Source organism: Exiguobacterium sp. S3 (assembly GCF_018617295.1).
Classification (GTDB): Bacteria; Bacillota; Bacilli; order Exiguobacteriales; family Exiguobacteriaceae; genus Exiguobacterium; species Exiguobacterium profundum.
In genome coordinates this window covers 54,113-80,287 of sequence record NZ_JACSJW010000005.1, presented here as the reverse complement: position 1 = coordinate 80,287, position 26,175 = coordinate 54,113, and the positions used below count along the sequence as shown (strand labels likewise).

The window sequence follows — 26,175 nt, the reverse complement described above, 5'->3', positions numbered from 1 at the left end:
TATACAAAAAAAGAGCCACTTCTCGCAAGAAGTGGCTTCGCGGAAACCCATGTTCCGGTGGATTTCTCGAGGGTTTGGCACCCAAGTGATTCTGACTGGGCTCGAACCAGCGACCTCTACCCTGTCAAGGTAGCGCTCTCCCAGCTGAGCTACAGAATCAGGTCGTGTCCTCTCTTAAGGACACTATTAATATATCAAGAAACTATTGAGTTGGCAACAACTTTTTTTATTTTTTTAGAGACTTTTTATCGTGTCATTTGTTGACGGTCGATATGTCGACATAACCGCTCCAAGTCACCCGCATAAACGGAGACGAGCATATCCTTGTACAGTGTATCTCGATCCCAGTGAAGACCATTCGCTTTGGCGACACGTTGAGATGGAACGTTGTCCGGATGAATCAGAGAAATAATCTCCTTCTCGCCCTCTGAAAAAGCATGCTGCATCAGACGCGCGGCGGCTTCTCGACCATATCCCATGTGCCAATGCTTCGGTGACAACCAATATCCGACTTCCAACTCGATTTTGCCGTCCAATTCATGCAATAGCGTACCTGCGTGACCAATCGGTTCATCACTTTCAAGTGTCATGAGCTTCAGGAGACCCGTTTGGCGTCCTGTCTCATAGCGGGCCAATTGACGTTCAAACCATTCAATCGTCTGTTCGTCTGTATACGGTCTCCCATCCGGACTGATGAAGCGCATCACCCGTGGATCTTGGAGAAGCGATTTGACAAAATAGAAATCAGAAAGCGTATACGGTTCAAACCGCAAACGTTCGGATTGCAACTCGACAAGATGCATCGTTTTCCGCCCCCTTTTTTTCATCACATAATCTGAAGTAATAAATTCCCGTTTTCAGCACATTTCAATCCTTTACGAGACAATTTTTAAACCGATTACACTACTAATAATCATCAACAAAAAGAAGATACGCCAACGATTTTTCGATTCGTTCAAATAGAGCATCCCTAAAATGACACCGCCGGCCGCGCCGATGCCTACCCAGATGGAATAGGCAAGACTAAGAGGAATGACCTCAAGTGATTTTGATAACCAATAGAAGCTGAGCGCAAACGAAAAAATTGATGCAATCGACCACTTTAAAATCTGGTATCCTTTCGATTTCCCCATAAAGAAAACGGCTGTCATTTCAGCAATTCCCGCTCCAATCAGATAAACCCAACTCATGCTTCTTCCCCTCCTGTCACTTGCTTCAATCCGATGATGCCGATAATCAACGTCGCCACAAGTATTAGTTTCCATCCACTAAGCCCCTCGTCAAACAAGAAGGCGCCAACTATGACTGTGCCGACCGCACCGATTCCTGTAAAAACAGCGTACCCCGTACCGGCAGGCAGCGTCCGAAACGCTTTCGCCAATAATCCGAAACTGAGAATCAATAACACGATTGTCCACAATGTCGGACCTAGAATCGTGAAGCCTTCAGACAACTTCATCGTGGTCGCCCAGACGATTTCGAGTAGTCCTGCAAACAGGAGGGAGATCCATGCACTCTTCTCTTTACTCATCCCAACCCACTCCTTTCTTGAAAATTCGAAACGCAGCTTGTTGTCTCATATTCCGATCCTCTTCAAATGTGAATAACGATAGTAAGGCGCCATCTAAAAAGCAATAGTAGGCAGCATATAGTTCATCGAGCGATTGTACCGGTAAATCGCCACGTTCCATCGCCAGTCGAAATTGCTCTTTCTCAAATCGTTTTAACTTGGTTTCGACCGTACCGATGACTTCCTCGATATACTCTCGAAACTCCGGAGGAGGTACTAGTAACATTCGTTTCGTCAACATCCAAGTCTCATGATCACTAAAGAATGACGTGAGTGTGTTGACAATCGAATCGATTCGTTCTAAAGGTGGTCGTCCAGCCGTATCGTCACAAGTTGTCTGCCATACTTCTTCGTAACGATTCGCCATATCTGACACGACTTGTTTGAACAGTTGTTCCTTCCCATCGATATGGGCATATAAAGAAGCCTTGCGAATCCCTACATCTTCCGCCACTGCCGCTAGTGACAACCCTTCGTAACCATTCCGTGCGAAGCGTGTTCGAGCAGACTGCATGATTTTATCTTTTGTATTCACGTCATTCACTCTCCTTGCCTCACACTTTACCTAACGAACGGTAGGTAGTCAAGTCAGGCGATTGTATTTTGGTTCATGATTCTCCACAATACAAGTAGAAGGAGGTGACGAAAGATGATTGAACAATTGAACGTGTCGATTCCGACGGAGAAGGTACGTGGTCAAAAGCGGATTGTCCGCGTATTTCGACCAGACTGGGTCGACGTCAGCACCCCGCTTCCCGTCCTGTATATGCATGATGGACAAAATGTGTTTTCTGGAAACACTGCTACATATGGAGAAGGTTGGGAAATCGATCGTTGCATCGATCTACTACGACTCCCGCTCATGGTCGTCGCCATCGCGAGCGCCCCGAACTGGCTGGACCGTTATGATGAGTATTCATATGAGGAAGATGAGATGCTGTATCGACGGATCGGACCCGAATTGGCAAGAACTCGTCCAACACTCGGTGGCCAAGGCCGTATGTATACAGATTGGCTCATGAACGAATTAAAACCACGAATTGACAACGAGTACGCTACTGACCCAGAAGATGTCGGGGTCATGGGGAGCTCGATGGGAGGTGTCATCTCTCTATACATGATGGCGACCTATCCTTCTATTCGACGAGTTGGTTCCCTCTCCACTGCGGCATGGGCCAATCTTGATCCATTGATCCGAGAAATGAAACATGCTGAGTTCGCCGGTAAACTATATATGGACATTGGCACAAATGAAGAGAGCGGGCCTATCACTCCAAGCGACTACCTATTCACGAATGCGAAACTGATTGACGTCATCGCGCAGAAAGGAATCGCCTTCCGATATGAGGTCGAACCAAATGCGATTCACAACGAATCGGCCTGGCGTCGCCGCTTGCCTCACGCACTGCGCTATCTATACGATTGCACGTAAAAAGAGCGAATTCCGTAACTTTCGGAATTCGCTCTTTTGTTTAGATGACCCAGTTCCCGTCACGCATGATTGCTTCACGCGTCCCGTCTTCCCGTTCACCATCGATATTCATTTCGGCGGACCCGATCATGAAGTCAACGTGTGTCATCGAGTCGTTCGCCCCGTTCGCCGCGAGCTCTTCTTGTGACATCGAAGGACCCCCTTCGAGACATGTCGAGTACGCACGTCCGAGCGCCAAGTGACACGATGCATTCTCATCAAACAACGTGTTATAGAAGAGAAGACCAGAGTTCGAGATTGGAGAATCATCCGGAACGAGCGCTACTTCACCGATACGACGCGCACCCTCATCCATATTCAACAATTCATCAAGAGCCGCTTGCCCTTTTTTCGCCTCCGCTTTGACGACTTTCCCACCTTCAAACCAAAGAGTGAACTCATCAATCAAGTTCCCGCTGTAGCTGAGTGGTTTTGTACTCGATACGTAACCTTCCACAGAATCTTTATCTGCGAGCGTGAAGACCTCTTCCGTAGGCATGTTTGCGATAAAGTCGATGCCATCGACGTTCGGACCGCCACCGCCAAGGAAGACGTGTTTTTTCGGAAGTCCAATCGTCAGTTCCGTACCTGGCGCTTTGTAATGAAGCTTCGCATATTTCTTCTCTGTCAACAGCTTCGCACGGCTACGGAGTGATTGATCGTGTGTATCCCATGCCGCGACAACATCTTCTTGATCCATTCGCGTTGCTGCGAAGATGGCTTGCCATAATGCTGCAACCGCATCATCACGTCCCGGGAATACTTTTTGTGCCCACGCTTCTGACGCACCTGCGACGATTGACCAGCTCACATTGTCGCTCATCACATATTGACGCCACTTCGCAAGCGCTTGTCCTGCTGCACGGTTTGCATCCGAAATACGTGACGATTCCACACCATTCAATGCATCCGGGTCATCACTGACGATTGACAAGAATGCCGTCTTCTCTTCAGCCAATTGCTCAAAACGAGCCTTCAACCAATCTGGAAACTCTTTGAACGAATCCGCTGGTGCATTGAAATAACGGATCTTCCCTGTTTCTTCGTCGCTCCAGTTGACGAACACTTGCTTCGCTCCGGCCGCATAAGCAGCCTTCACCACGTGACGGACGAGTGGTGCCTGACTGATGTCAGCACGTACTTCTAATTGTTGACCAGGTTGAATGTTCACACCTTTTTTCACAGCTAATTCTGCATAGCGTGCGAAATCTGCCTCTGTCGGCATTGAAATCTTAGACATATGTATCGTTCCTCCTTTTCAGTTATCTTTATTTTCTTAAATTTCAGGAAAAGTTGCAACCAATGCGCAAAAACGGGCATATTAGTAGATGAAGAAAGAAGGAGGAATCCAAATGGCAGATTGGAAAACAACATACACACATTTTTTAAAACAAGCGAAAGAAGACATCCGCGACCGAGAACAATTGGGCGACTTGCTCGTTCAAGGTGAACGCGCACTCGCAAAAGTCACAGTCGATGTGGCATCCAATGAAATCAGTAACATCGAGCGTGAAGAAGAACTGACACTTTACTTCCAGATGAAACAAATGCTGAATATGTTACGCGCGCTTTACAATGAACAATTTGAGATGCAACCCGATAAACAAGAGGAACTTGTTGCGGCCATCCTATACTTCGTCTCCCCATTCGATGCGATTCCAGACGATGTCCCACTCGGACTTTTTGATGATGCTCAAGTCATCGATTACGTACATGAGCAATTAGCGAGTGATATCGATCGATTCCATAATGACATGTGAGACTTGAAATGACGTAAAAGTAGCAGTACGCTTGCAGAAGACTTACAAAAAGGAGGCGTCAGGCCTAGCCATTATCTATGTATGCAAAATCTCGAAAACGGGTTGCCCTTGAAACGGTACTGTTCATCATTGCCGGGACAATCCTTCAGTCTGTCTTTGTCAGCTTACTGCTCAAACCAAATGAAATCGGTTCTGGGGGAATCGTCGGAATCACGTTGATTACGAATGAACTGTTTGGAACTCCCATCGGTTTGACACAGCTCGTGCTTAATATCCCACTCTTTTTATTGGGACTAAAATATTTGGGACGTCGATTTATCTTGATGACAGGAATTGTCGTCGTACTTTCCTCTATCCTCATCGATAGTTTGCCAGTCTTGATTCCCCCGACCCCACTCGATGATCCGCTCGTCGCTTCGGTGTTCAGCGGAATCGTTTCAGGGCTTGGACTCGCACTTCTCCTCTTTGCAGGAGCTTCCACCGGTGGACTCGACATTCTAGGGAAAGTCATATATATGAATAATCGAAACTTGTCGTTGCCTAAAATCTTTCTGACACAAGACATCATCGTCTATGTGTTGGTCTTCATCGTCTTTGACATCAAAGCTGTCATGTACGCGCTTGTGTTAAGCTTCGTCAGATCCCGTACGTTGCTTACGATTCATAAATTCTTCGCTGCCCAAAAGCAATGCTTCATCATTTGTCAAAAAGCAGACGAAATCAATTTGGTCATCAAGCAGAATTTGAAACGGGGCGTCACGATTATGGATGCGACAGGCGGATATTCGAATGATTCGAAAAAAATGCTGTACGTCGTCGTCCAGAACAATGAAATCCCACGCCTTCGTCAAATCGTGTCTGAAATCGATTCTGAGGCGTTTGTCACTGTGTCTGAAATCGATTCAGTCGTCGGGAACTTTAAAGAACACTCATATACACTGTAAATCTAAAATTTTCGACAACAATATAGATTGTTGTCGATTTTTTTGTGTAATCTTCGTTCTCCTGTTCCGATAATAAATAAGAGCCCCATACATATAAAGAAGGAGGTGCATGAGTTGTCTGTTCACTCGTTGCGCCAATACGTTCCGGCGATCCTCATCGGAACTTTTTCTACCGGACTTTTATTTTTATTTTTAACCCCGCACGACTTACTACAGATCACGTTGTTCATCTATTATCTCGTCATATCAGGGGCAGCGATTGGCTTTAGCGGAGTAGCTATCTTTAAACATAGAGGTATGCGGCGTTTTATCCATATTTTGATTAGCGCTGGAAATGTATGTTTCACGCTGTACTTACTGATGCACTATCATTCAATCAACGACAATATGCAGTCCTTGTTGTTCCTCCAAAATTTCTTTTATTTAATCATGGCTTTAATCGTCATCACGCAATCGATTGAGTTCCGTACTTTGAAACTACGCACGTTCGATTTATTCGCCCTGTTCAGTTTCCTCTTGATTGGTGGTCTTCATATTTGGTTCTTTTCAACGCAAGACGTCTCACTCGTGTCACAGTTGAGCGGATTCGAAGAGCAAATGTTACTCATTAGCCTCTATATGATGCTCGCATTCCTCTACTTAAATCGAGTCGTCTCAGCCGGTCAACAGTTCCGGATTTTATTGCTCGTCGGAATTCTTGGATTCACGATTGCTTCGATTGCAAACACGTTGGTTGTCTTTTCCGGAATTACACATGAATTGATTCATCTGTTGCAAGTCAGTAGTATCTTGACCATCTCGATTAGCTACTGGGTCGATGATGTATCGGAAGATGCACTTGCCTACGATTCCATTGTCGATTATGTGCTGTATAGTGTGGTCGTCATGATGTTTTTACTCGCTTCCGATCGCCTTCTTGGAACATCCGTAATGGACTCGATGATCGCAAATGCTGTTCTCTTGTTGCTCATTCGTCAGTTTGTCGTCTCCAAACAGAACGCACTCATCAGTCATCGCTTGCATTCCGTCAACACAGATTTGGAAGTTGCCGTGTCGACCAAGGCACATGAATTAGAAATTCGTGAACAGCAATACCGTTCGCTTTTTGCCTACCATTCAGAACCGATTTTCTTATTCGACTTGCATGGCGAAGTGTTATCTGTCAACGAGGCCGGCAGTTCTATCTTAGGACTGACAACCGAAACACTACTCGGCTCGAACATCTTAGACATCATTGAATCGAAAGACCGTGCACCTTATACCATCATTCTTCAAGAGTTGACGAACGGTCGTCCCCGAACAATCGATGTGCGTGTGATGACCGACGAAGGGGAAACACGCGTCTGGCAATTGGTCAACGTCCCAATGATCATCGAGGGAGAAGTCGAGGGCATCTACGCTATCGCTAAAGACATCACCCAGATGATCGAGCAACAAGAACAAATTCTGTATCAAGCTAAATTCGATAGTTTGACCGGTCTTCATAACCGCTACGCACTTCAAGAGCAAATCGAACGCTTGATCGAGGAAGGGCGTACGTTCACATTGATGTTTTCCGATTTAGATGGATTTAAAGAAATCAATGATCAATTCGGTCATCATATGGGTGACCAGTTATTACAACATATCGGAAAACGGCTGCGGACTGCACTCTTGCCGAACGAATATGCCGGGCGACTCGGGGGCGATGAGTTTATCGTCGTCGCGGAACATGGAGACGATGAGATGTTGACGGAACGATTGCGGCGACTTGTCTATCGTCCCCCGTATTATATGGCCGGGACACTCGTCGAAGTACATGCCTCGATCGGGATTGTCCGCTTCCCGGAGCACGGGAAAAAATTAAAGCACTTGCTCTCGAATGCCGATTTGGCGATGTATCGCGCGAAAGACAAAGGTCGTGACGAAACCGTCATGTTCGAACCAGAGTTACGGGAGGACAAAGAAGAGCGGAAAGTGTTGATGGAAGGGCTTGAAACCGCACTTGAAAAAGGCGAGATTTCACTTTTCCTTCAGCCTCAAGTGGATGCCTCGACGAAAGCAATCATCGGAGCAGAGGCGCTCATGCGCTGGCAACATAACGGTGCGTTCATTCCACCAAGCGAGTTCATTCCGATTGCTGAAGAAACGGGACATATTCAGGATTTAGGTCGTTGGATGATTCATGAGACATTCCAATTGATTCACGTATTTGAACAAGGCGACATCCATTTACCGAAACTATCGGTCAACTTATCCGTCCGTCAGTTGTTTGATGAACACTTGATTGATTACTTGAAAACATTGTTCAAACGGTTCCCGATTGAACCGTCACGCCTTAATTTTGAGTTGACAGAAACCGTGGCCGCACATCATTCGGATCGTGTATTAAATCGCATTTTAGAGTTAAAAGCACTCGGCATCAAGCTGTCTATCGATGATTTCGGGACAGGGTACAGTTCACTCGCATACCTCGTCCGTTATCCAATCGATGAACTGAAAATTCCTCGCGAGTTCACGATGCAGCTTGAAGAGAATCGCGAATATCAAATGGTCACGACGACCATTGTCGCCATGGCACGCCAACTCGGTATGGCACTCGTTGCCGAAGGCGTCGAAACCGAGTACCAGGAGACGTTCCTTCGTAAAATCGGTTGTGACTCCATGCAAGGATATCGCTATGCGAAACCGATGCCGCTCGATGAATTTGTCATTTACTACATGAAACACACAACGCCTTGAACCGGTTATTCGGTCCAAGGCGTTTTTTCATCTCATCTCGTACACTTTGACTTCTCCCGGTTTCAAATCGACCAAGAGATTCCAATTGTCATCAAACGAATGCTCCGCATACGGCCACGAATCAGGTGAATAGACCATCTCCGCAAAACGACTCGCATTCCAATTTCGACGTCTTACCCCATCAAGCGTGACGACTCCTCGTAGCGCATCTACCATGTTCGTATTCGCTACGACGAGCAATGTATCATTCGTTTCCGGTCGTAACCAAGCGAATCCAATGAATGGGGCGAACGGTTCATTTAAAACGAGCGGTTCAAAGTGATTCGGATCCACGAGCACATCCAACCATCGACGTCGAATTTCAGCCACTTGATGCATCACTTCAATCATTTCATCCCGTTCTGGATGATCCCAATGAAACTGATACGCATCAAAAAACGCGAGCTTGCCAAAATAAGGATCCGTTGGGAAGAGTTGATACGCCTCTTCCGGTCGACAATCGAGTCCAGTGTTCATCGGTTGTGTCTCATACAATTCGAGCCCCGAGTTCGTCATCGGAACCCCGTTTGGCATAAATCCGTTCAACACCGTCAACAAACGGCTTGCTTTTCGTCCGCCTTCCCGTGTCGCGAGTCGTCGTGTATCTGCCGTTTCACCTGCTGCAAATACCGGAAGAGGTAAAAAGCGTGAATCGTATAAGAATTGATGGGTTTCATGCGTGTTGAATCGCGGTTCTTTATAAAAACCATATCCGATAATCATATTATAGCCAGCGTCCTTCGCCGCCCAGGCTCCGGACTCGATGAGTTCTTCAGCGATAAAGCTGAAATTCGAATCGATGGCACGCGGTTGTTCCAAAATTCGTTGTGCTAAATCGACCGGAAGGGCATGACCCATATCAATACGCGCTCCATCTATACCGTATTCCCGTTGATAGTGAGGAATGATATCAGCGAGCATCTCCCAAAGGGGTTCATTGATCTCATTTCCTCGGAATTGATTGGATTTGATCGAGTCAAACAGGATATAAGGTGCAATGTTCGCATCGTTCACATAAGGTGCCGCTGCAAGCGGATGGTCTAAGAAAAGTCGGAAATAGGTTACGTCTGACCATGGTGGTTGCGGGTCATTGATACAATCCGAGAAAGCAGGTGCAGTTGTCAATCCGAACTCTCGTTCAATCATCGCCAATACGTTTTCTTCTGGATGCTCGAGCAACGTGTTACGCACACGATCCCACTTCTCCGCATCAATCAAGTTCGGTGCCATGGAAAACCGTCGCAAGTGTTGCCATACGTCTTCTGAGTTATACACCATCGGCAAGAAAGCAAATTCCGGTTTGACGTTCTCCCCAATGCCCGGAACATATGGCGGATGATAGTAATCGACTTCCGTCAAGGGAATCCAGTAAAACCATTCCGGGTTTTCTAAGATGAGACGGTTATCTCGGGCACACGTCCGCGGGATGACATCGATGACGACACGAATCCCTACCATGTGACAGGCCTCCACGAATGCGGCAAATTCTTCTTCGACCGTCATCTCGTCACCAGTTAACGTTTCCTTCAACTCTTCATCGATTGCGAAAAAGTCTTGCACGGCATAAGGAGAACCGAATTCACCCTTCTTGTTTTTATGGCTGTGTTGCGAAATCGGCAAGAGGAATAATGTATCGATCCCCATATAGAGAAGATGCGGAATCAATGCAAGCGCTTTCAAAAAAGTGCCTGTGTCTTTCATTCCCACTGAATTCTCCCTTTCAACGTAACCCGACCCGTCATGGTCCCATGAGGTCGATGTACGAACTTGCATGGAGTAGACCGATGCCCGTTTGATCCAATCCCCCCCGGTTTGTAAATGTCCGTCTGCAAGCGCAATGGAAGTACGATAGTCGCGACTTTCATGTGCATACGGGAAAATCGTTTTTTCAATCGTTTCCAACAAAAAATCATATGGGTTGACACGTTCCACCCCATCTCGAACCGGCTCGGAATGGAAACGCATGCGATTCCAAAGACTCGGAATCTCATAGGTAAGATTGGTTCGCTTGTTTCGTAAAACCTGGCACAGCTTGTGTAACGTCGAGTTCTCTGACATACTGACTCTCCTTATGCATCTAATTGTCTTCTCTCATCAAGAGACACTACTCTTAATGATTATACATTTCCCCGTTTTTTCCTTTTTCAAAAAAATATTTTCTGTCGTTTTTTACAAAATCATGTACGATGTAGAAGAAAGGAGGGTCACGATGTCACAACGAAAGTGGATTTTATTATGGATCAGTTTATCAATCTTATCTATTTCGATTATTTTTATTTTTATTTTTCAATTGAAAGAAACAAATGAGCGTCTCGAAACCATTCAAGGCGAACAACTCGACTCCTATGAATCGATTGAAGACGTGATGTATTATAACGTCGAACGGGCAAATGCCATCCGTGGATTACTCGCATATGAAGACCGACACTTTTTAGAGATGTACTATAGCATGTCTCGACAAGCCAAAGACCTTAAACAATCCATCATCGATGACCCGGACACACCGAGCTCTGTCCTCGATTTACTCGAACGAGATGCCATTTGGGAAAAGGAAGCCGACCGCGTTCTCGTCATCTATGAAGAAGGCGACTTAGTGAAAGCGACGGCTGTCGCAGAAACGATGACAGAACTTCGGCAAACGATTTTAGAAGATTTACGGTCTCTCAAACAAATGCAATACAAAGACATTCATAAAGAGTTGATTGCGGCAGAGAATCAAGTATCTTTCTTGACACAAGTCCTTTTCACCATCACTTTTTTACTTCTTGCTATTATTGTCATCCTCACCTTTATGTTGTTGCGCATTAAAACGCATCACGACAGAATCGAATAAAAAAAGAAGTGTCTCAGGTACAAAACCGAGACACTTCTTTCATGATGTCATACGAAGTAACCGCGTCGCGTTCGCGATGGCAAGAAGCGCCACTCCCACGTCCGCAAATACCGCTTCCCACATCGTTGCGATGCCGAACAATCCTAAAAGCATGACAAGTGCTTTGATTCCAAAGGCAAGGAAAATATTTTGCCAGACGACGCGCTTCGTTCGTTTGCTTAGCTCAATGGCCCGAATGACATCCGTTGGCGCATCATGCATCAATACCACGTCCGCCGCCGTGACTGCTGTATCGCTTCCGACGCCACCCATGACGAGACCGACGTCTGCCCGGGCCAAAGCCGCCGCATCATTCATACCATCCCCGACGAAAGCAACTTTACGCGTTCCGAGCATCCGTTCGATTGCCTCCACTTTCTCGTGCGGAAGCAACTCCCCTCGTACTTCATCCAATCCGAGTTGCTTGCCAATTTTTGTAGCGACTTCTCGACGATCTCCAGATAGCATGACCGTCTGGATTCCGATTCGTTTCAATTGTTCGATTGCAGCCATCGCATCCGGCTTTACCGTATCCATCAGTTCGATTCGTCCAAGCCAACGATTATTCTTCATCACATGTACATTCGTCCCGATTGACGAATCTGCAATCACTTGACCTAACCGTTCCATGTAACGGGCACTCCCTACATACACCTCGTCGTCACCATCTCGTGCACGGAGACCATATCCCGGCTCCTCTTGAATCGAATCAAACGATTGAACCTCCCCGGCACGACGGACGATTGCTTGCGCAAGAGGATGATTGGATGCTTGTTCGACACGGGCAGCTAACCGTAACAGTTCATCGCTAGTGATGCCGTCTGTCGTCACGATATCGGTCACTTCAAATCGCCCGGTCGTCAATGTTCCTGTTTTATCGAAGACCACTGCATCCACTTCAGTCAATGTATCAAGGAACTCGCCACCCTTTACAAGAATCCCTTGTTTCGATCCAGAACCGATCCCCCCGAAATAACCTAACGGGATTGAAATCACAAGTGCACAAGGGCAACTGATGACGAGAAAAATCAAGGCCCGGTAAATCCATTCATTCAAGTCCCCTACAAACAAGGGTGGAACGAATGCGACAAGTGTCGCCATGACTACCACAATCGGTGTGTAGACTTTTGCCAAGCGCGTGATCATTTGTTCCGTTTTTGCTTTCTTTCCATTCGCCTCTTCGACGAGAGCAATCATTTTTTGAAGGCTTGATTCAGCCGCGAGCTTTGTCGTTTCAACGATGAGACGCCCCTCGATATTGACCATACCTGCCAACACTTCCTCGCCCGCGCTAACTTGCCTTGGAACGGATTCACCAGTCAATGACGACGTATTTAAAGAGCTCGCCCCACTCACGACGAATCCGTCCATCGGGACTAGTTCTCCTGAACGAATGACGAGGTGTGACCCGACCGTTACTTCTTCCGGCAATCGTTCCATTTCCTGACCCGCCTCGAGTACACGCGCTCTGGTCGGTTTCATATTCAACAAGGACTGAATCGATTTTCGGGAGGCGCGTACCGCCCGTCCTTGCACGTATTCCCCAAGTTGATAAAACAGCATGACCGCCACCGCTTCCGGGTATTCTGAAATGGCGAATGCCCCGATTGTCGCGATGGTCATTAAAAATTTCTCGTCAAACCATTCCCGGTTCCATATGTTCCGGACCGCACCGTATACGACGTCATAACCAGCAAGTGAATATGCCGCAATATATCCTAAAATCGAATCTGTCCAAATGGCAATTGAAAAAATAAAAGCGGCCATAAGGAATCTCCAAAGCGTCCAATCTCGTTCTTCGGTTTGATCGTCGTCTTGTTTTACAAACTTCGCTCCCGGTTCAATCCGTTCCATCGTCTGCTCAATCGACTGAAGCGTCTTGTCACGGTTTGACGGGTCCACCCACTCAATCACCATACGACTCGTCGCAAAATCAATTTGACAAGATGCGACTTCTTCACGTTTCGATACATCTCGCTCAATCTTAGCTGCACAATTCGTACAGGTAATACCGGACACAGGTAATACGTCTCGATTTCTCATGATATCCCCCTAACATTCAAACGTTCATTTGAATATATCGTAACGTGAATTTTAATCGAAGACAAGTACCAAAAAAATGACCGTCCCTATTCGAGGGACGGTCATTGGACTTAAACGTCTTTTTGTTCTTCACTATGCGTCAATGCAATTTCAACGAGCTGTCTTACGTGTTCATCATCCAATGAATAATAAACGACTTTCCCTTCTTTACGATACTTTACCAACCCTTGTTCGAGTAACGTCCGCAAATGGTGAGATGCGGTCGCGTTGGAGTGGCCAATAACGGCGGCCACATCGCATACACATAGTTCGTGTTCGAGCGTCAACACATACAGCACTTTTAAACGGGTCGGATCAGCGAATGCTTTAAACAAACGACTGACTCGAGGCGCATCTAATTGCGCCAAGGCGGTTTGTAGCGTTGGAACGTCCTCAGATTGAATCCCAATCGTTTCACACTGTGGCACTTTCATTTTTTTCACCTCGTCTTTTGATGAGTATAGTGTAGCAAAAAATCCTGAATATATCTGTTATATATTATAGTTGACTTTACGCCATCTGTTATAATACAATCATGACAACAACCAATACCGTGACACATCTACGAAGGAGGCATTTTCATATGAATGAATGGGCAAGCCGACTCGAATCATCTGTCGAGTTTTATCAAAAACTACCGGACAAAACGTGCCAGGAATGCGGGAAGCATATGGATGAACAGTGCGAGTCATACGAAACGACTTGTGCTTCATGTACCGAGAAGCTTCAACTTGCAGAATAAAACAACGCCCCTTCGAAATGGAAGGGGCGTTGTTTTAGATTGACCATCCGATATAAGCAGCCAGTATTCCAAACAGATATGTCGCAAGGAGATAAAGTCCGAATCGAATCCAGTCTTTTGTCGCAAACCGCATCAATTCAAGTTTCAAAGTCGAAAACGTCGTAAACGACCCTAAAAATCCAATCCCTAAAAAGAGAAGGAGCGACGGATGGCTCGTGTGGGCATATAAATACCCAAGACCAAACGAACCCGACACATTGACGAATAATGTTGCAAATGGAAAGGTGGAATCAGACCACCGTTTCATCAGTTGACCGATAGCAAAACGACACATCGCACCAAAAAAGGCACCTGTCGCAATCCACATGATTGTCACCCTATTTCACCTCAACTTTTCGTCTCACGCCGACACGATAACCAAGCCATGAGCTCCCGAGTCCAAGCGTGATACTCAAAAAGACGTATAGAAGCGCCAGCCCTATCCGACTTTCGTCTAATAATCGAATCGTTTCAACGCTAAACGTGGAGAATGTAGTGAAGGAACCAATCATTCCAGTCCCCACAATGGTGACGAATTGAGGAGAAAGTTTACCCGTTCGAAGAAACATGTGAGTCAACCACCCCAACAAAAAACTACCGATGAGATTGATGAGCAATGTCGAAACCGGGAATGCGCTCGGTCCAATCGAATCGATCATCATACCAAGGCAATAGCGTGCCAAAGCACCGACCGCCCCTGCCAATCCGACATATATGTAAATCATCCAACTCCTCCTCCACGAAAAAGACACCTGCTAGGCAGGTGTCGATTGAACTGACTTCATTATACCAAGCTGACGCTTCTTATGAAATAGCTGCGGGGGCCAATACGGCTTCGATTGCTTCGAATGCTTGGTCGAGTTCTTCTTTCGTGATCACAAGCGGTGGTGCCAATCGAATCACGGTTTCATGTGTTTCTTTACAGAGAAGTCCCCGCTCTTTTAGCGCCTCACAATAAGGACGAGCCGACTCCGTCAACTCAATGCCGATAAAGAGTCCACGTCCGCGAACGTCACGAATCATCGGATTGTCGATCGACTTCAAGCGATCCATGAAGTACGTCCCGAGTTCTAGCGAACGTTCCGGTAGGTTTTCTTCTTCTAACACTTCAAGAGCCGCGACGGAGACAGCCGAAGCAAGCGGGTTTCCACCAAACGTCGACCCGTGCGAGCCTGGGTTGAAGACCGAAAGAATCTCCTGGTCAGCTGCAACACATGAGATTGGGAAGACTCCGCCTCCGAGTGCTTTGCCGAGAATATACATATCCGGTGTGACGTCTTCCCACTCGATGGCAAACCACTTTCCAGAACGACCAAGTCCAGACTGAATTTCATCTGCGACGAAGAGGACATTATGTTCTTTACAGAGCTCAGATGCCCGCTTCAAATAACCAGCCGGCGGAATGATGATTCCAGCTTCCCCTTGAATCGGTTCAACGATGAACGCAGCTGTATTCTCTGTGATCGCCGCTTCGAACGCGTCGATATCACCGTATGGCACAACTTTGAACCCTGGCAATAATGGTCCGAATCCACGCTGATATTCCGCTTCTGTCGACATCGACACAGCAGCCATCGTCCGTCCATGGAAGTTTCCTGAGCAGACGATGATTTCAGCTTGTCCCGGAATACCCTTCACGTCATATGCCCAACGACGTGCTGTCTTCACGGCCGTCTCGACCGCTTCTGCACCCGTGTTCATCGGTAACACCATCTGTTTCTTTGTAAGCGTTACCACTTTGTCGTAAAAACGTCCGAGTTGATCGTTATAAAAGGCGCGCGACGTCAACGTGATCTTATCCGCTTGATCTTTAAGCGCTTGGATGATCTTTGGATGACAGTGTCCCTGATTGACAGCAGAGTATGCACTTAACATATCCATGTAGCGATTCCCCTCAGGATCGGTTACCCAAATCCCTTTCGCCTCCGAAATAACAATCGGTAGTGGATGATAGTTATGTGCCCCGAACTTCTCTGTCAATTCAATCACATCATGTGTTTTTGACATATTGTTTCCCCCTTATTCAAAACTATCTTACTCTTTCAGTATATGACGTCCCTCTTTCTTTTGACAATGACGAACTTAAGCATTCCTTGAATTGGCAAAATCAGGTACACTGACATTAGAATATGCATTTAGCATGACAGATTGGAGGAAATGATGTGGCTTCATTGCGTGATTTACCAGTAGATGAATTCATCGATGCTTTATCTGTTCCGTGTTGTTATATTTCTCAAGATGGTACGGTCCTATTATGGAATACGCATGCCGAAGTTTTATTCGGCTGGGAACGTGACGAAGTCCTCCATCAACCGCTGCCGGTCGTCCGGCAATTAGATCATGCTCTCGAAACATGGTCTCCGCTCCTCCTTCAATATCCATTCTCGACAACGGCGATGACGCCGTTTCAACATAAAGATGGCTCCGTCATCTATGCGACTGCCTACCTGCAATCTTTTTCGCTCGAAGGGATCTATGGTTATTTTTTAGCGTTTCTCCCAAAAGGATTTGGACCGCTCATCAGTACAGAACAGTTCAATCTACTTCATCATTTTCAAGAGATGATCAAACAGTCCACACATTACTTGGCGACAAATGCGAAAGGCGAGATTGTAGACATCAATCCTTCGTTATGCCGTCTACTCGATGCGACGGAGCAACAGCTAATCGGACGCGAATGGTTCGAACTCATTCATGATTCAAGTGAACAAGACGGGATTTCGCGTAACGTTTTAAAATCACTGGCGACCAATCGGATTTGGAACGGTGAGATGCCGATCTCCTGTAAGCAACATGAGTCAGAGCCGTGTTGGCTTAACTTGACCGTCGTACCGATTGTTAGTGAGAAGAATGAAGTGATTCAATATACCGCATTCGGATTTGATGTGTCGGAAAAGAAGCGCCTTGAAAAAGAAGTCCAGTTCCTCGCTTATCAAAATGAGTTGACTGGACTTTATAATAAAAAAGGGTTTTTACGTCGCTACGACTCAATCCTTCGACAAATCGATGAGCGAGAAGGTCTCCTTCATATTGCCTTGTTTGATATCGACCGCTTCAAAATTATCAATGAGTCATTCGGGTCTCGCGTTGGGAACGAACTTCTCATCCAAATCAAAGAGCGCGCACTGCATCTCATTCCGGAGTCCGCTCTTTTATTCCATCCTACGGGCGGACTGTTCGGTGTCATGTTCTTCGAGGAATCGAAAGAAGAAGTGTTCCAAGTACTCCGACATCTGCAACACGAACTGCAACGTCCGTTCCGGATTTACCATCACTCCATCATGGTATCGATTTCGATCGGATGCGTATTTTATCCGTCTTCGACAAGTTCACTCGAGGAACTGTATACACGTGCTGAAAGTGCCCTCTTCAAAGGGAAACAGATCGGCGTCGGTACGATTCAATTTGTGACAAAAGATATGGATGCCGCTTTCTCGAGACAAATCCATATTGAGAAGGCGATGTACCGAGCCCTTGAAGAAAAGCATTTTTATCTTGAGTATCAACCAAAGTTTGAACTCGCCACAGACCGGCTCATCGGTTTTGAGGCACTCCTTCGTTGGCATCACGACGAACTGGGACAAATTCCGCCTTCAGAGTTCATTCCGCTCGCGGAAGAGATGGCACTCATCGTTCCCATCAACAACTGGGTCATCTTAGAGGCAACGAAACAACTGAAAGCCTGGAAAACCGAGTTCGATCAACCGCTCTCGATGGCAATCAACATTTCGCCTAATCAATTCCGAAGCGACAGTTTTTTGAATACGTTACGAAACATCAAGCAACAACTCCAGCTCGACCCGGCAGACGTCATTTTGGAGATCACGGAAAGTCTTGTCATGCAACAAACTGATGAAATCATCGAACGCATGGAACAAATCAAGCGCTTGAACTATCGACTGTCGATTGACGATTTCGGAACAGGCTTCTCGTCCTTGCAGTATTTGAAGTCCTTCCCGGTCGATGAACTCAAAATCGATAAAGTCTTTCTCGATGATTGGATGGCGTCCAAATCTCATCTCCTCGATGTCATCGTCCATCTTGGGAAGAGTTTAAATCTCCACGTCGTCGCAGAGGGAGTCGAAGATGAAGAGATGTTGGCACACTTAAAGTCGACAGATTGCGATTCTTTCCAGGGCTATTTATATGCGAGACCTGCTTCACCAAGTGTAATCGAACAATTACTCCGATCATCAAAAAACTCACCGAACGCTTGAGGCGCCGGTGAGTTTTCTTATAGGGCGATTGTGGCTGTCCAAAGCCCATAAATGCCATAGGTCGCACATAATAGAATAATCAAGGCAATCAACGACTGGGTACGGGTCAAAAATGGTCGTCCTTGTTCCCGTTCGGCCAAAAGAAAGACGAAGATGCCGGGTGCATATAGAATCATCGCAATCAAGACATACTCGACTCCCGAAGCATAGAGCAACCAGGCGGCGTATAGCGAGGCAATCCCGGAAACGACCATCATTCGTAGCGACGTCGTCCGCTTCGCCTCCATCCATCCATAGAGTGCCGAGAATAGATAAGGAACGAGTGCTGCGATTCCGGCGATGCTTGAAAGCACGAGATACGTCTGTTCTGAAAACAAGGCGATGGCCGTGACCACTTGAGTGAACGCTTGGGTGATGAATAGCGCGTTCACTGGTGTCTCGTTCGCATTCAAACGGTGAAATACTTTCGGAAACACCCCATCCCGGCTCGCCACGTACGAAATCTCCGTCGCTAAAATCGTCCAGCCGAGCAATGCGCCTGTTAATGATACGAGCAGTCCGATGTTAATCAATGTTGCGCCGAACGGGCCGACGACCGCTTCTAACACATATGCCATCGACGGTTCAGGCAACGCAGCGAGTTGCTCCTGTGTCATGACACCAAACGAGAAGATGGAAATCATCATGTAAATCACTAACGTCCCAATCAGGCCAATGACCGTGGCACGTCCGACATCTTTTTTGTGACGTGCACGCGATGACAATACGACCGCTCCCTCGATCCCGACAAATGCCCAGAGTGTGACGAGCATCGTCGACTTCACTTGTGGAAACACATCCGCCCAAACAAACCCTGTTTCTCCCCAAAAATCGACTTGGAACGTATCTATTTTAAACGCGAATAGGATCAACACAATGAACAAGATAATCGGGACGAGTTTCGCAATCGTTGTCACGATATTGAGAAGTGCCGCTTCACGCATCCCACGTGAAATGAGCCAAAATAAGCCCCAAATCAAAACGACACTCACGAACAAGCGAAACAGTCGGTGTTCTGCTGAGAATATAGGAAAAAAATAAGCCAATGTACTGAAAATCAATGTGATATTGGCTACCGTCCCAATCCAGGCCGACATCCAGTACCCCCATCCGCTGTTGAATCCCACAAACTTCCCGAAACCTTCACGGGCATAGGCGTAAATTCCGCCTTCTAGCTCTGGTCGCGTGTTTGCTAAAAACTGAAACACGAAGGCGAGCATAATCATGCCGACACCCGTAATCCCCCATCCAATTAAAACTGGTCCGACCCCTGCCCCTTGTGCCATTGCACCAGGCAGGTTAAACGCACCTCCACCAATCATGGTCCCGACGACCATTGCCGCAAGACCGAAAAAGCCGATTCCGGCTGAATGTTGTTTCAAGTTAACGCCTCCACTACTATCCTATCTGTACGAATAACTATACAAAAATATTGTATAATCATTCGTTGATTTTTCTATTCTACTTCCTGAAAGGATTGATGAATAGTCATTCTAAATAAGTTTATATTTTCGGATAATTTGAAAAATTCCGTTGCATATTCATGTCAGATGTAGTTTAATTACAACATATTCTAAATTATCAGAATTTTCGGGAGGTTGTATGATGCGTAACAAAAAATGGTTAGCGTTATCGGGGGTCGCATTATTGGCGACGGCTGCTTGTAGCACAGGAGATGACTCATCAAGTTCAGAAGGTTCATCTTCGAGCGATGCGAAAAAAGAAATCACAATGGTATCGGCGACGGACTTGCCGCAGCTCGATCCGACACTGACAACAGACTCGACATCGATCATCGTGACAAACAACGTGTTCGAAGGATTGTATCGTCTAGATGAGAACAACCAACCGACACCGGGGATTGCCGAAGATGTCGAAGTATCTGAGGATGGACTTACATACACGTTCAAGTTACGTGACGCAAACTGGTCAGACGGTTCTCCAATTACAGCTGAAGACTTCGTTTACTCTTGGAAACGTGCCCTCAATCCTGAAACAGGTGCGGAGTATGCCTATATTCTTCAAGACTTGAAAAACGCGAACAAAATCCTTGCGGGTGAAATGTCGCTCGACGACCTCGGCGCAAAAGCGATTGACGAAAAAACGCTTGAAGTACAATTGGAAGCACCAGCTCCTTATTTCTTAGGTTTGACTGGATTCCCAACGTATATGCCGCAAAAACAAGAGTACGTCGAAGAGCAAGGCGAAGAGTTCGCAACATCTGTCGACAAGACACTCTATAACGGACCTTACGTCTTGAGCGAGTGGCAAGACAATGCAGGATGGGTGTACAAGAAGAACCCTGAATATTGGGATGCTGAAAACGTCAAGATGGACACGATCAACGTCAAAGTCGTAAAAGACGTATCGACTGGGGTCAACTTGTTCGAGTCGGGTGAAGCGGACTACACGCTCCTCTCTTCTGAATTCGTTCCGCAATTCGAAGACAGCGACGAGTTCAAAACGCGTGCCGATGCTCGAATCAACTTCCTTCGTTTCAACCAAAAGAACGAAGCGCTCCAAAACGTCAACATCCGTGAAGCACTTGCGAAAGGATTCGACAAACAGAGTGTGACAGATGTCATCTTAACAGATGGATCGCAACCGGCGAACTATATCGTAGCGAAAGACTTCACGTTCACAGAAGACGGAGCTGACTTCCGTGAGAAGTATCCAGACCTCCTCAACTACAACGTAGATGAAGCAAAAGCCGCGTGGGAAAAAGGATTAGAAGAATTAGGTGTTGAAACAATCGAACTCGAGTTCCTCTCACGTGACGAAGAAGCGTTCAAGAAAGTGAACGAGTTCATCAAAGGCGAACTTGAGAAGAACTTGCCTGGTTTGACACTTAACATCAAACAGCAACCGTTCAAAAACTTCCTTGATCTTGAAGGGAAAGGCGAATATGACGTTTCTGCAGCTGGTTGGGGCCCTGACTATCAGGATCCGATGACATACCTCGACATGTGGGTCACAGACGGACCGTTTAACCGTATGGAGTACTCGAATGACGAATACGATCAGTTGATTCAATCTGCGAAGAAAGAAGCCGATCAGATGAAACGTTGGGAAGCAATGCAAGAAGCAGAACGCATCCTTCTCGAAGAAGACTTTGCCATCGCTCCGATTTATCAAAAAGGTGAGGCATACTTAGAGCGTTCAAACATCGAGAACATGTACCGTCACCCGTTCGGTGCCGATGCAAGTTTCAAGTGGCTTGACGTGAAATAATGATTGTAACCTCCTTGATTCCTACATGGACCAGGGAGGTTTTTCTGTCGTGAAAGTCTCTCTATAAAGAGTTTGACACTGCGGTTCACCTTATTAGCTGTCACGATCTGCATCATGAATGTATCTGGATTGGATGACAAGCACATCTACTTCGCCTCCATTTTGGTTGCTCGAGACACCTTGGTTTTCTTTGTACGTCATTCATCTTCATTACCACAGCCTATCACTGTACATCATAGTTCCCTTTTGGTTCATTCTCGGTAAACTACTCGACCGTCTCACTTATGCAGTGACAACCGCACATAAAAAATGACTTCCATCGATTTGATGGAAGTCATTTTCATATATCACGCCTCACGCTTTGCGCGAAGTTCTGCAGGTACTTTCCCACGTTTTGAAATCACTTCTGCGATTCCAACCAATACGATGAACGAAATCAATGCAGCGAAGAATCCGATCCAAATCGACGCTGTAATCCCGAGCACCAAGTAACCAATCGCCGAGATGACCGCTGCAAGAATAGCGTACGGCAATTGTGTCACCACGTGGTCGATATGGTGTGAGCCCGCTCCTGTTGAGCTGAGAATCGTTGTATCTGAGATTGGTGAACAGTGGTCACCGAACACCGCTCCGGCCAATACAGCCGCAAGTGACGCGAGAAGGAGTTCTGGTTCAACGGCCATGATCAAGTCGGCACCGATTGGAAGCATCAAACCAAATGTTCCCCAACTCGTTCCTGTCGAGAATGCCATGATTCCGGCAATCAAGAAGAGAAGGAGTGGCAAGTAAGATGCAGCGATTGTATCTGTCACGAAGCTCGCCAAGTATTCACCAGTCTTCATGTCGCTGATGACCGCAATGATTGTCCAAGCAAACAAGAGAATCAAGACAGCCGGCCACATGGCACGAACGCCTTCCCATGCCGCTTTTCCATAGTCACGTGTTGGGATTTTACGACCAATGAGAAGCAAGAATGCGACAATCAAACTGATGACAACACCCGCAACGAGTGAGCGTGTCACGTCTGTCGATTCGAAGGCTCCAATCAACGAGAAGTCTTGACCGTCAGCCGCGAGCGCTTGACCACCCGTGTAAAGCATCGCTGACACTGTCGCGATGATAAGCGTGATAATTGGTACGATCAAATCACGTACTTTTCCACCTTCGTGCTCGTGTAAATCTTCGCTCATTCCCATCGGCTTTCCTTTTGCCGAATCATACAACTCCCCTTGGAGGGCACGAAGTTCGTGCGTGCGCATCGGTCCGATGGCAAGTCCAGTGAATGCCACATATGCTGTCAAGAGTAGTGCGAAGACGGCATAGAAGTTCATTGGGATGATTTGAATGAATGCAGAGAATGACGAATAGCTGTCAATCGAGTATTTTGCCAAAATACCTGCGATGATGGCGATGATATATGCACCCCAACTTGAAAGCGGGCTGATGACACAGACAGGTGCTGCCGTTGAGTCAATCATGTAAGCCAACTTTGCACGTGAGATGTTTTTACGGTCTGTGAGTGGACGACTGATGTTTCCGACCGCCAAGCTATTGAAGTAGTCATCGATAAAAATCAAAATACCAAGTCCGAATGAGACGAGACGTGCACCGCGTGCTGTCTTGACGTTCGCCGCAGCCCATTCACCAAATGCGCGTGCGCCACCTGACGTTTGAATGATTGACGATAAAATCCCGAGAAGGAGCAAGAACGCAATCAACAAGACGTTCCATTCGTTGATGGCTCCATCCGCCCAGAATAAAGCGATGATGTTCGACCACAAGTATTGAATCGAATCAATTGGATTGAAGTTATGCAAGAGAAGGACTCCTGCGATAATCCCGACACCGAGTGATGGGATGACCTTTCGTGTTGTGATTGCCATAATAATTGCAAGTAATGCCGGTACGAGTGAGAGTACCGATGTTGAATAATCTACCATGCTGAATTCCTCCTTTTTTATTAGGATGAGGCCCCCCTATGCTTAAAAAAACGCAAAGCGAGGGCATCGGCAACAAAGCCGACACCCTCGCTGGATGTTCCGTCTTTCTTAGCCGACTTGGAGCGCTCCATACGTAAATATGTATGGCAGTCCGACGGGTATTTCCCGTCAGCCCAGCACAACCCCACGGACATGGTGTTGCACTTCGGCGATCCTGCCTTTTTGTAGTCCTCATCGTTGTCATCCTCCGACTACTTACTCATCAGCATCGCACCTCTACCTCATCGATAGCACGAATATTCATTTAAAGTTACGTCTAAATTATCACAGGTTGGTGTCACATATCAATAGTTTTTTTCATCACGAATGATTCGCTTCAAGACAGCGAGTGCTTCTTGGTCATTCGTTTCCACCGCTTTAAAGAAATCGTTGAAGAAGTGATACAACACGAATCGGTCAGCGTGAGACTTCGTCTGTTCTTTAATCGTAGAGAAAATAAGTCGTCGTAAACGACGTTTTGTCTGTGTTTCTTCTGGTAGTTCTTCGCATCGGTCCTTGAAAGCACGATATACAGAATTGATCAATTCCTCATGTTCATCATACGACCGATTGTAAGCAACTTGTTCCATCTGTAATATCCCCCCTTTCAATGTTGACCCGATGAAACTTGACGTAACTATACCAACTTCCCGTCACGCATTCAATCGTTATCGGCGGTTCTTAACAAAAATCATACGTTAGACCGAGTCAAGCGTTGATGAATGAGAACGTGGTCACGTCGAACAATCCCATATCGGTCAATTTCAAGTCAGGAATGACCGGTAAGGCGAGGAAGGACATCGTCAAATACGGATTGAAATGACGATGGGCTCCCACGACATCTAGCGCATCATTGAGCTGTTCCAGAATCTCTGCCACTTCACGATATGGTCGCTTCGTCATCAGTCCACCAATCTCGAGCGGAAGGACGGCAAGCACTTCTCCTTCCGATACGGCGACGACCCCTCCCCCTACTTTTTCAAGAGTTCTCGCCGCGAGCAACATGTCTTCCGGGCTGACCCCGGCGACGACCAAGTTATGGCTGTCATGGGCAACCGTGGCTGCTAGGGCACCTCGTTTCAAGCCGAATCCCGTTACCGGGGCAAGAGCCATATGGCCTGTCCCATGATGGCGTTCGATGACGGCAAGCGTCGCGATATCCTGCGATAAATCTACGCCTGATGCGTCTGGTTGGAACGTGAGACGCTGTCGTTTCGTCAACAAGCTGTTCGGAAGCACTTGAATGACATCGATTTCTTCTTCACTTGCGGCAAGTCGGAACGACTCGGCGGTCAATTCGGGTAAAGCGAGCTCACCTTTCATCGGTTTTGGCACTTCAATCCCTTCCGATTCAAACGTCGCATTCCCCTTCTCCGCAACGAGCGTACCATTCACATAGACTTGTTCGATTTTTACCGATTCGACGTCTGACAAGATAACGAAGTTCGCCTTCTTACCAGGTGCAATGGCCCCGACCTCTTTTAATCCATAGGCCTCTGCGGCATGTAGACTTGCGATGGCATAGGCCGTTTCCGGCTTAACCCCTTGCTTGATGGCGGTACGGATGTTGTAGTCGATTCCACCTTCCGCGACCAAGTCATCCAAATGCTTATCATCCGTACAGAAAAGGAAGCGGTGGGCATTGCTTTCCGTAACGGCTAGGCTCACCTTCTCCACGTTTCGAGCAACGGACCCTTCCCGAATTTGAACGTAGAATCCACGTCGCACTCGTTCAATCGCCTCTTCCGCAGTCGTACATTCATGATCCGTCATGATTCCTGCAGAACGATAGACGTTCAATTGGTCTGGGCCAAGTCCCGATGCGTGTCCGTCGACCACTTTACCCGCTTGTTCCGTCTGCGCGATCTTTTGAAGCATGTCTTCACTTCCAGCTTCAACTGATGGATAGTCCATGACTTCACCTAGGCCATGCACCCCTGGATCTCCTAAAAACGGTACCAAATCTTCTGCATACAGTTTTGCGCCCGCATGTTCAAATGGTGTCGCTGGTACACAACTCGGAAGCATCATCCGAACGTCGAGTGGAAGTCCTTTCGCATCTGCTAACATGTACTCAATCCCGAGTGCTCCGTTCACATTCGCAATCTCATGAGGGTCAGCAATCACCGTTGTGACACCAAGTGGTAAGACTGCTTTCGCAAATTCATGCGGGGGGACCATCGATGACTCGATATGGACGTGGGAATCGATAAAGGACGGTGCAAGCGTCCACGTCGGATCGTGATACTCGACCTCTCCATCGTACCCTTCCCCAATAGCCACGATATATCCTGCGTCGATGGCGACGTCTGTACGAATCGTCTCACGACTGTACACGTCAATCACTGCGACGTCTTTAAAGACGACGGCCGCTTTCTTTTTCTTTGCGGCGATGTCAATCAAATGTTGTTTCTCCATCTCTCGATCTCCTTATTCAATGTATTTTAACTATCTTACCAAGAATATTCT

Annotated in this window: 23 protein-coding genes, 1 tRNA gene and 1 riboswitch; of the genes, 8 read left to right on the top strand and 16 right to left on the bottom strand. The window is 46.9% G+C overall.

Features of this window, described 5'->3' with window-relative positions:
• Window positions 1–86 precede the first annotated feature (86 nt).
• The 5 genes from KNO65_RS12965 to KNO65_RS12945 all read right to left on the bottom strand — a co-directional run bounded on the left by KNO65_RS12965 (window position 87) and on the right by KNO65_RS12945 (window position 2,105).
• Window positions 87–159 (bottom strand) — tRNA-Val (locus tag KNO65_RS12965).
• A gap of 86 nt (window positions 160–245) precedes the next feature.
• The gene (locus KNO65_RS12960; RefSeq protein WP_214784735.1) at window positions 246–803 is read right to left on the bottom strand and encodes a GNAT family N-acetyltransferase; all 558 of its coding nucleotides are present in this window, start codon (window positions 801–803) and stop codon (window positions 246–248) included.
• 72 nt (window positions 804–875) lie between these two features.
• Window positions 876–1,190, bottom strand: coding sequence for a DMT family transporter (locus tag KNO65_RS12955; protein ID WP_214784732.1), 315 nt, complete (start codon window positions 1,188–1,190; stop codon window positions 876–878).
• On the bottom strand, window positions 1,187–1,531 hold the full coding sequence (locus KNO65_RS12950; protein ID WP_074037785.1) for a DMT family transporter: 345 nt from the start codon (window positions 1,529–1,531) through the stop codon (window positions 1,187–1,189). The genes KNO65_RS12955 and KNO65_RS12950 overlap by 4 nt, the downstream gene beginning before the upstream one ends.
• Window positions 1,524–2,105 carry a TetR/AcrR family transcriptional regulator gene (locus tag KNO65_RS12945; RefSeq protein WP_214784729.1) on the bottom strand — a complete coding sequence of 194 codons (582 nt, stop codon included), beginning with the start codon at window positions 2,103–2,105 and terminating at the stop codon, window positions 1,524–1,526. Before KNO65_RS12945 ends, KNO65_RS12950 begins: the two co-directional genes overlap by 8 nt.
• 114 nt (window positions 2,106–2,219) lie before the next feature.
• Here KNO65_RS12945 and KNO65_RS12940 point away from each other — a divergent pair, with 114 nt between their 5' ends.
• Window positions 2,220–3,002 (top strand): alpha/beta hydrolase, encoded by a 783-nt coding sequence (locus KNO65_RS12940; RefSeq protein ID WP_214784726.1) that lies wholly within the window; start codon window positions 2,220–2,222, stop codon window positions 3,000–3,002.
• 40 nt (window positions 3,003–3,042) lie between these two features.
• On the opposite strand, the gene KNO65_RS12935 is transcribed toward KNO65_RS12940, so the two are convergent.
• Window positions 3,043–4,281 carry an aminopeptidase gene (locus KNO65_RS12935; protein ID WP_208606717.1) on the bottom strand — a complete coding sequence of 413 codons (1,239 nt, stop codon included), beginning with the start codon at window positions 4,279–4,281 and terminating at the stop codon, window positions 3,043–3,045.
• A gap of 112 nt (window positions 4,282–4,393) precedes the next feature.
• Between KNO65_RS12935 and KNO65_RS12930 the strand changes: the two genes are divergently transcribed.
• The 3 genes from KNO65_RS12930 (at window position 4,394) to KNO65_RS12920 (ending at window position 8,466) form a co-directional block, all read left to right on the top strand.
• On the top strand, window positions 4,394–4,801 hold the full coding sequence (locus tag KNO65_RS12930; protein ID WP_074037788.1) for a YkvA family protein: 408 nt from the start codon (window positions 4,394–4,396) through the stop codon (window positions 4,799–4,801).
• Window positions 4,802–4,878: 77 nt separating this feature from the next.
• Window positions 4,879–5,745, top strand: a complete 867-nt coding sequence (locus tag KNO65_RS12925; protein ID WP_015880767.1) for a YitT family protein — start codon at window positions 4,879–4,881, stop codon at window positions 5,743–5,745.
• A 114-nt stretch (window positions 5,746–5,859) separates the two neighbouring features.
• Complete coding sequence (locus KNO65_RS12920; protein WP_214784723.1) at window positions 5,860–8,466, top strand: putative bifunctional diguanylate cyclase/phosphodiesterase; 2,607 nt, start codon at window positions 5,860–5,862, stop codon at window positions 8,464–8,466.
• 27 nt (window positions 8,467–8,493) lie between these two features.
• On the opposite strand, the gene KNO65_RS12915 is transcribed toward KNO65_RS12920, so the two are convergent.
• Complete coding sequence (locus KNO65_RS12915; RefSeq protein ID WP_214784720.1) at window positions 8,494–10,563, bottom strand: alpha-amylase family protein; 2,070 nt, start codon at window positions 10,561–10,563, stop codon at window positions 8,494–8,496.
• A 151-nt stretch (window positions 10,564–10,714) separates the two neighbouring features.
• On the opposite strand from KNO65_RS12915, the gene KNO65_RS12910 reads away from it, so the two are divergent.
• Complete coding sequence (locus KNO65_RS12910; RefSeq protein WP_078146294.1) at window positions 10,715–11,338, top strand: hypothetical protein; 624 nt, start codon at window positions 10,715–10,717, stop codon at window positions 11,336–11,338.
• Between the two features lie 39 nt (window positions 11,339–11,377).
• Here the strand turns inward: KNO65_RS12910 and KNO65_RS12905 are convergent, their stop codons facing one another.
• Together KNO65_RS12905 and KNO65_RS12900 are read right to left on the bottom strand one after the other, a co-directional pair.
• Entirely contained in the window at window positions 11,378–13,420 is a 2,043-nt protein-coding gene (locus KNO65_RS12905; protein WP_214784717.1) for a heavy metal translocating P-type ATPase, read from the bottom strand.
• Window positions 13,421–13,530: 110 nt separating this feature from the next.
• Complete coding sequence (locus KNO65_RS12900) at window positions 13,531–13,893, bottom strand: ArsR/SmtB family transcription factor (RefSeq protein ID WP_015880762.1); 363 nt, start codon at window positions 13,891–13,893, stop codon at window positions 13,531–13,533.
• A gap of 149 nt (window positions 13,894–14,042) precedes the next feature.
• Here KNO65_RS12900 and yhfH point away from each other — a divergent pair, with 149 nt between their 5' ends.
• Entirely contained in the window at window positions 14,043–14,201 is a 159-nt protein-coding gene (yhfH, locus tag KNO65_RS12895) for a protein YhfH (RefSeq protein WP_015880761.1), read from the top strand.
• A 34-nt stretch (window positions 14,202–14,235) separates the two neighbouring features.
• Here the strand turns inward: yhfH and KNO65_RS12890 are convergent, their stop codons facing one another.
• The 3 genes from KNO65_RS12890 to KNO65_RS12880 form a co-directional block, all read right to left on the bottom strand.
• Window positions 14,236–14,568, bottom strand: a complete 333-nt coding sequence (locus KNO65_RS12890; RefSeq protein WP_015880760.1) for a fluoride efflux transporter FluC — start codon at window positions 14,566–14,568, stop codon at window positions 14,236–14,238.
• A 10-nt stretch (window positions 14,569–14,578) separates the two neighbouring features.
• The gene (gene crcB / locus KNO65_RS12885; protein ID WP_214784714.1) at window positions 14,579–14,965 is read right to left on the bottom strand and encodes a fluoride efflux transporter CrcB; all 387 of its coding nucleotides are present in this window, start codon (window positions 14,963–14,965) and stop codon (window positions 14,579–14,581) included.
• 79 nt (window positions 14,966–15,044) lie between these two features.
• The gene (locus KNO65_RS12880) at window positions 15,045–16,247 is read right to left on the bottom strand and encodes an ornithine--oxo-acid transaminase (protein WP_015880758.1); all 1,203 of its coding nucleotides are present in this window, start codon (window positions 16,245–16,247) and stop codon (window positions 15,045–15,047) included.
• A 155-nt stretch (window positions 16,248–16,402) separates the two neighbouring features.
• Between KNO65_RS12880 and KNO65_RS12875 the strand changes: the two genes are divergently transcribed.
• Window positions 16,403–18,457, top strand: a complete 2,055-nt coding sequence (locus tag KNO65_RS12875; RefSeq protein WP_214784711.1) for a sensor domain-containing protein — start codon at window positions 16,403–16,405, stop codon at window positions 18,455–18,457.
• Window positions 18,458–18,474: 17 nt separating this feature from the next.
• On the opposite strand, the gene KNO65_RS12870 is transcribed toward KNO65_RS12875, so the two are convergent.
• Window positions 18,475–19,878, bottom strand: a complete 1,404-nt coding sequence (locus KNO65_RS12870; protein WP_214784708.1) for a basic amino acid/polyamine antiporter — start codon at window positions 19,876–19,878, stop codon at window positions 18,475–18,477.
• A 223-nt stretch (window positions 19,879–20,101) separates the two neighbouring features.
• Here KNO65_RS12870 and KNO65_RS12865 point away from each other — a divergent pair, with 223 nt between their 5' ends.
• Window positions 20,102–21,727, top strand: a complete 1,626-nt coding sequence (locus tag KNO65_RS12865) for a peptide ABC transporter substrate-binding protein (RefSeq protein ID WP_159563514.1) — start codon at window positions 20,102–20,104, stop codon at window positions 21,725–21,727.
• Window positions 21,728–22,074: 347 nt separating this feature from the next.
• On the opposite strand, the gene KNO65_RS12860 is transcribed toward KNO65_RS12865, so the two are convergent.
• The 3 genes from KNO65_RS12860 to ade all read right to left on the bottom strand — a co-directional run bounded on the left by KNO65_RS12860 (window position 22,075) and on the right by ade (window position 26,124).
• Window positions 22,075–23,667, bottom strand: coding sequence for a Na+/H+ antiporter NhaC family protein (locus KNO65_RS12860; RefSeq protein WP_214784705.1), 1,593 nt, complete (start codon window positions 23,665–23,667; stop codon window positions 22,075–22,077).
• A 112-nt stretch (window positions 23,668–23,779) separates the two neighbouring features.
• Window positions 23,780–23,954, bottom strand: a riboswitch (Lysine riboswitch).
• A gap of 57 nt (window positions 23,955–24,011) precedes the next feature.
• On the bottom strand, window positions 24,012–24,296 hold the full coding sequence (locus KNO65_RS12855; RefSeq protein WP_015880753.1) for a hypothetical protein: 285 nt from the start codon (window positions 24,294–24,296) through the stop codon (window positions 24,012–24,014).
• A gap of 118 nt (window positions 24,297–24,414) precedes the next feature.
• A complete protein-coding gene (gene ade / locus KNO65_RS12850; RefSeq protein WP_214784702.1) occupies window positions 24,415–26,124 on the bottom strand; it encodes an adenine deaminase in 1,710 nt (569 codons plus the stop codon).
• Between the last annotated feature and the right edge of the window lie 51 nt (window positions 26,125–26,175).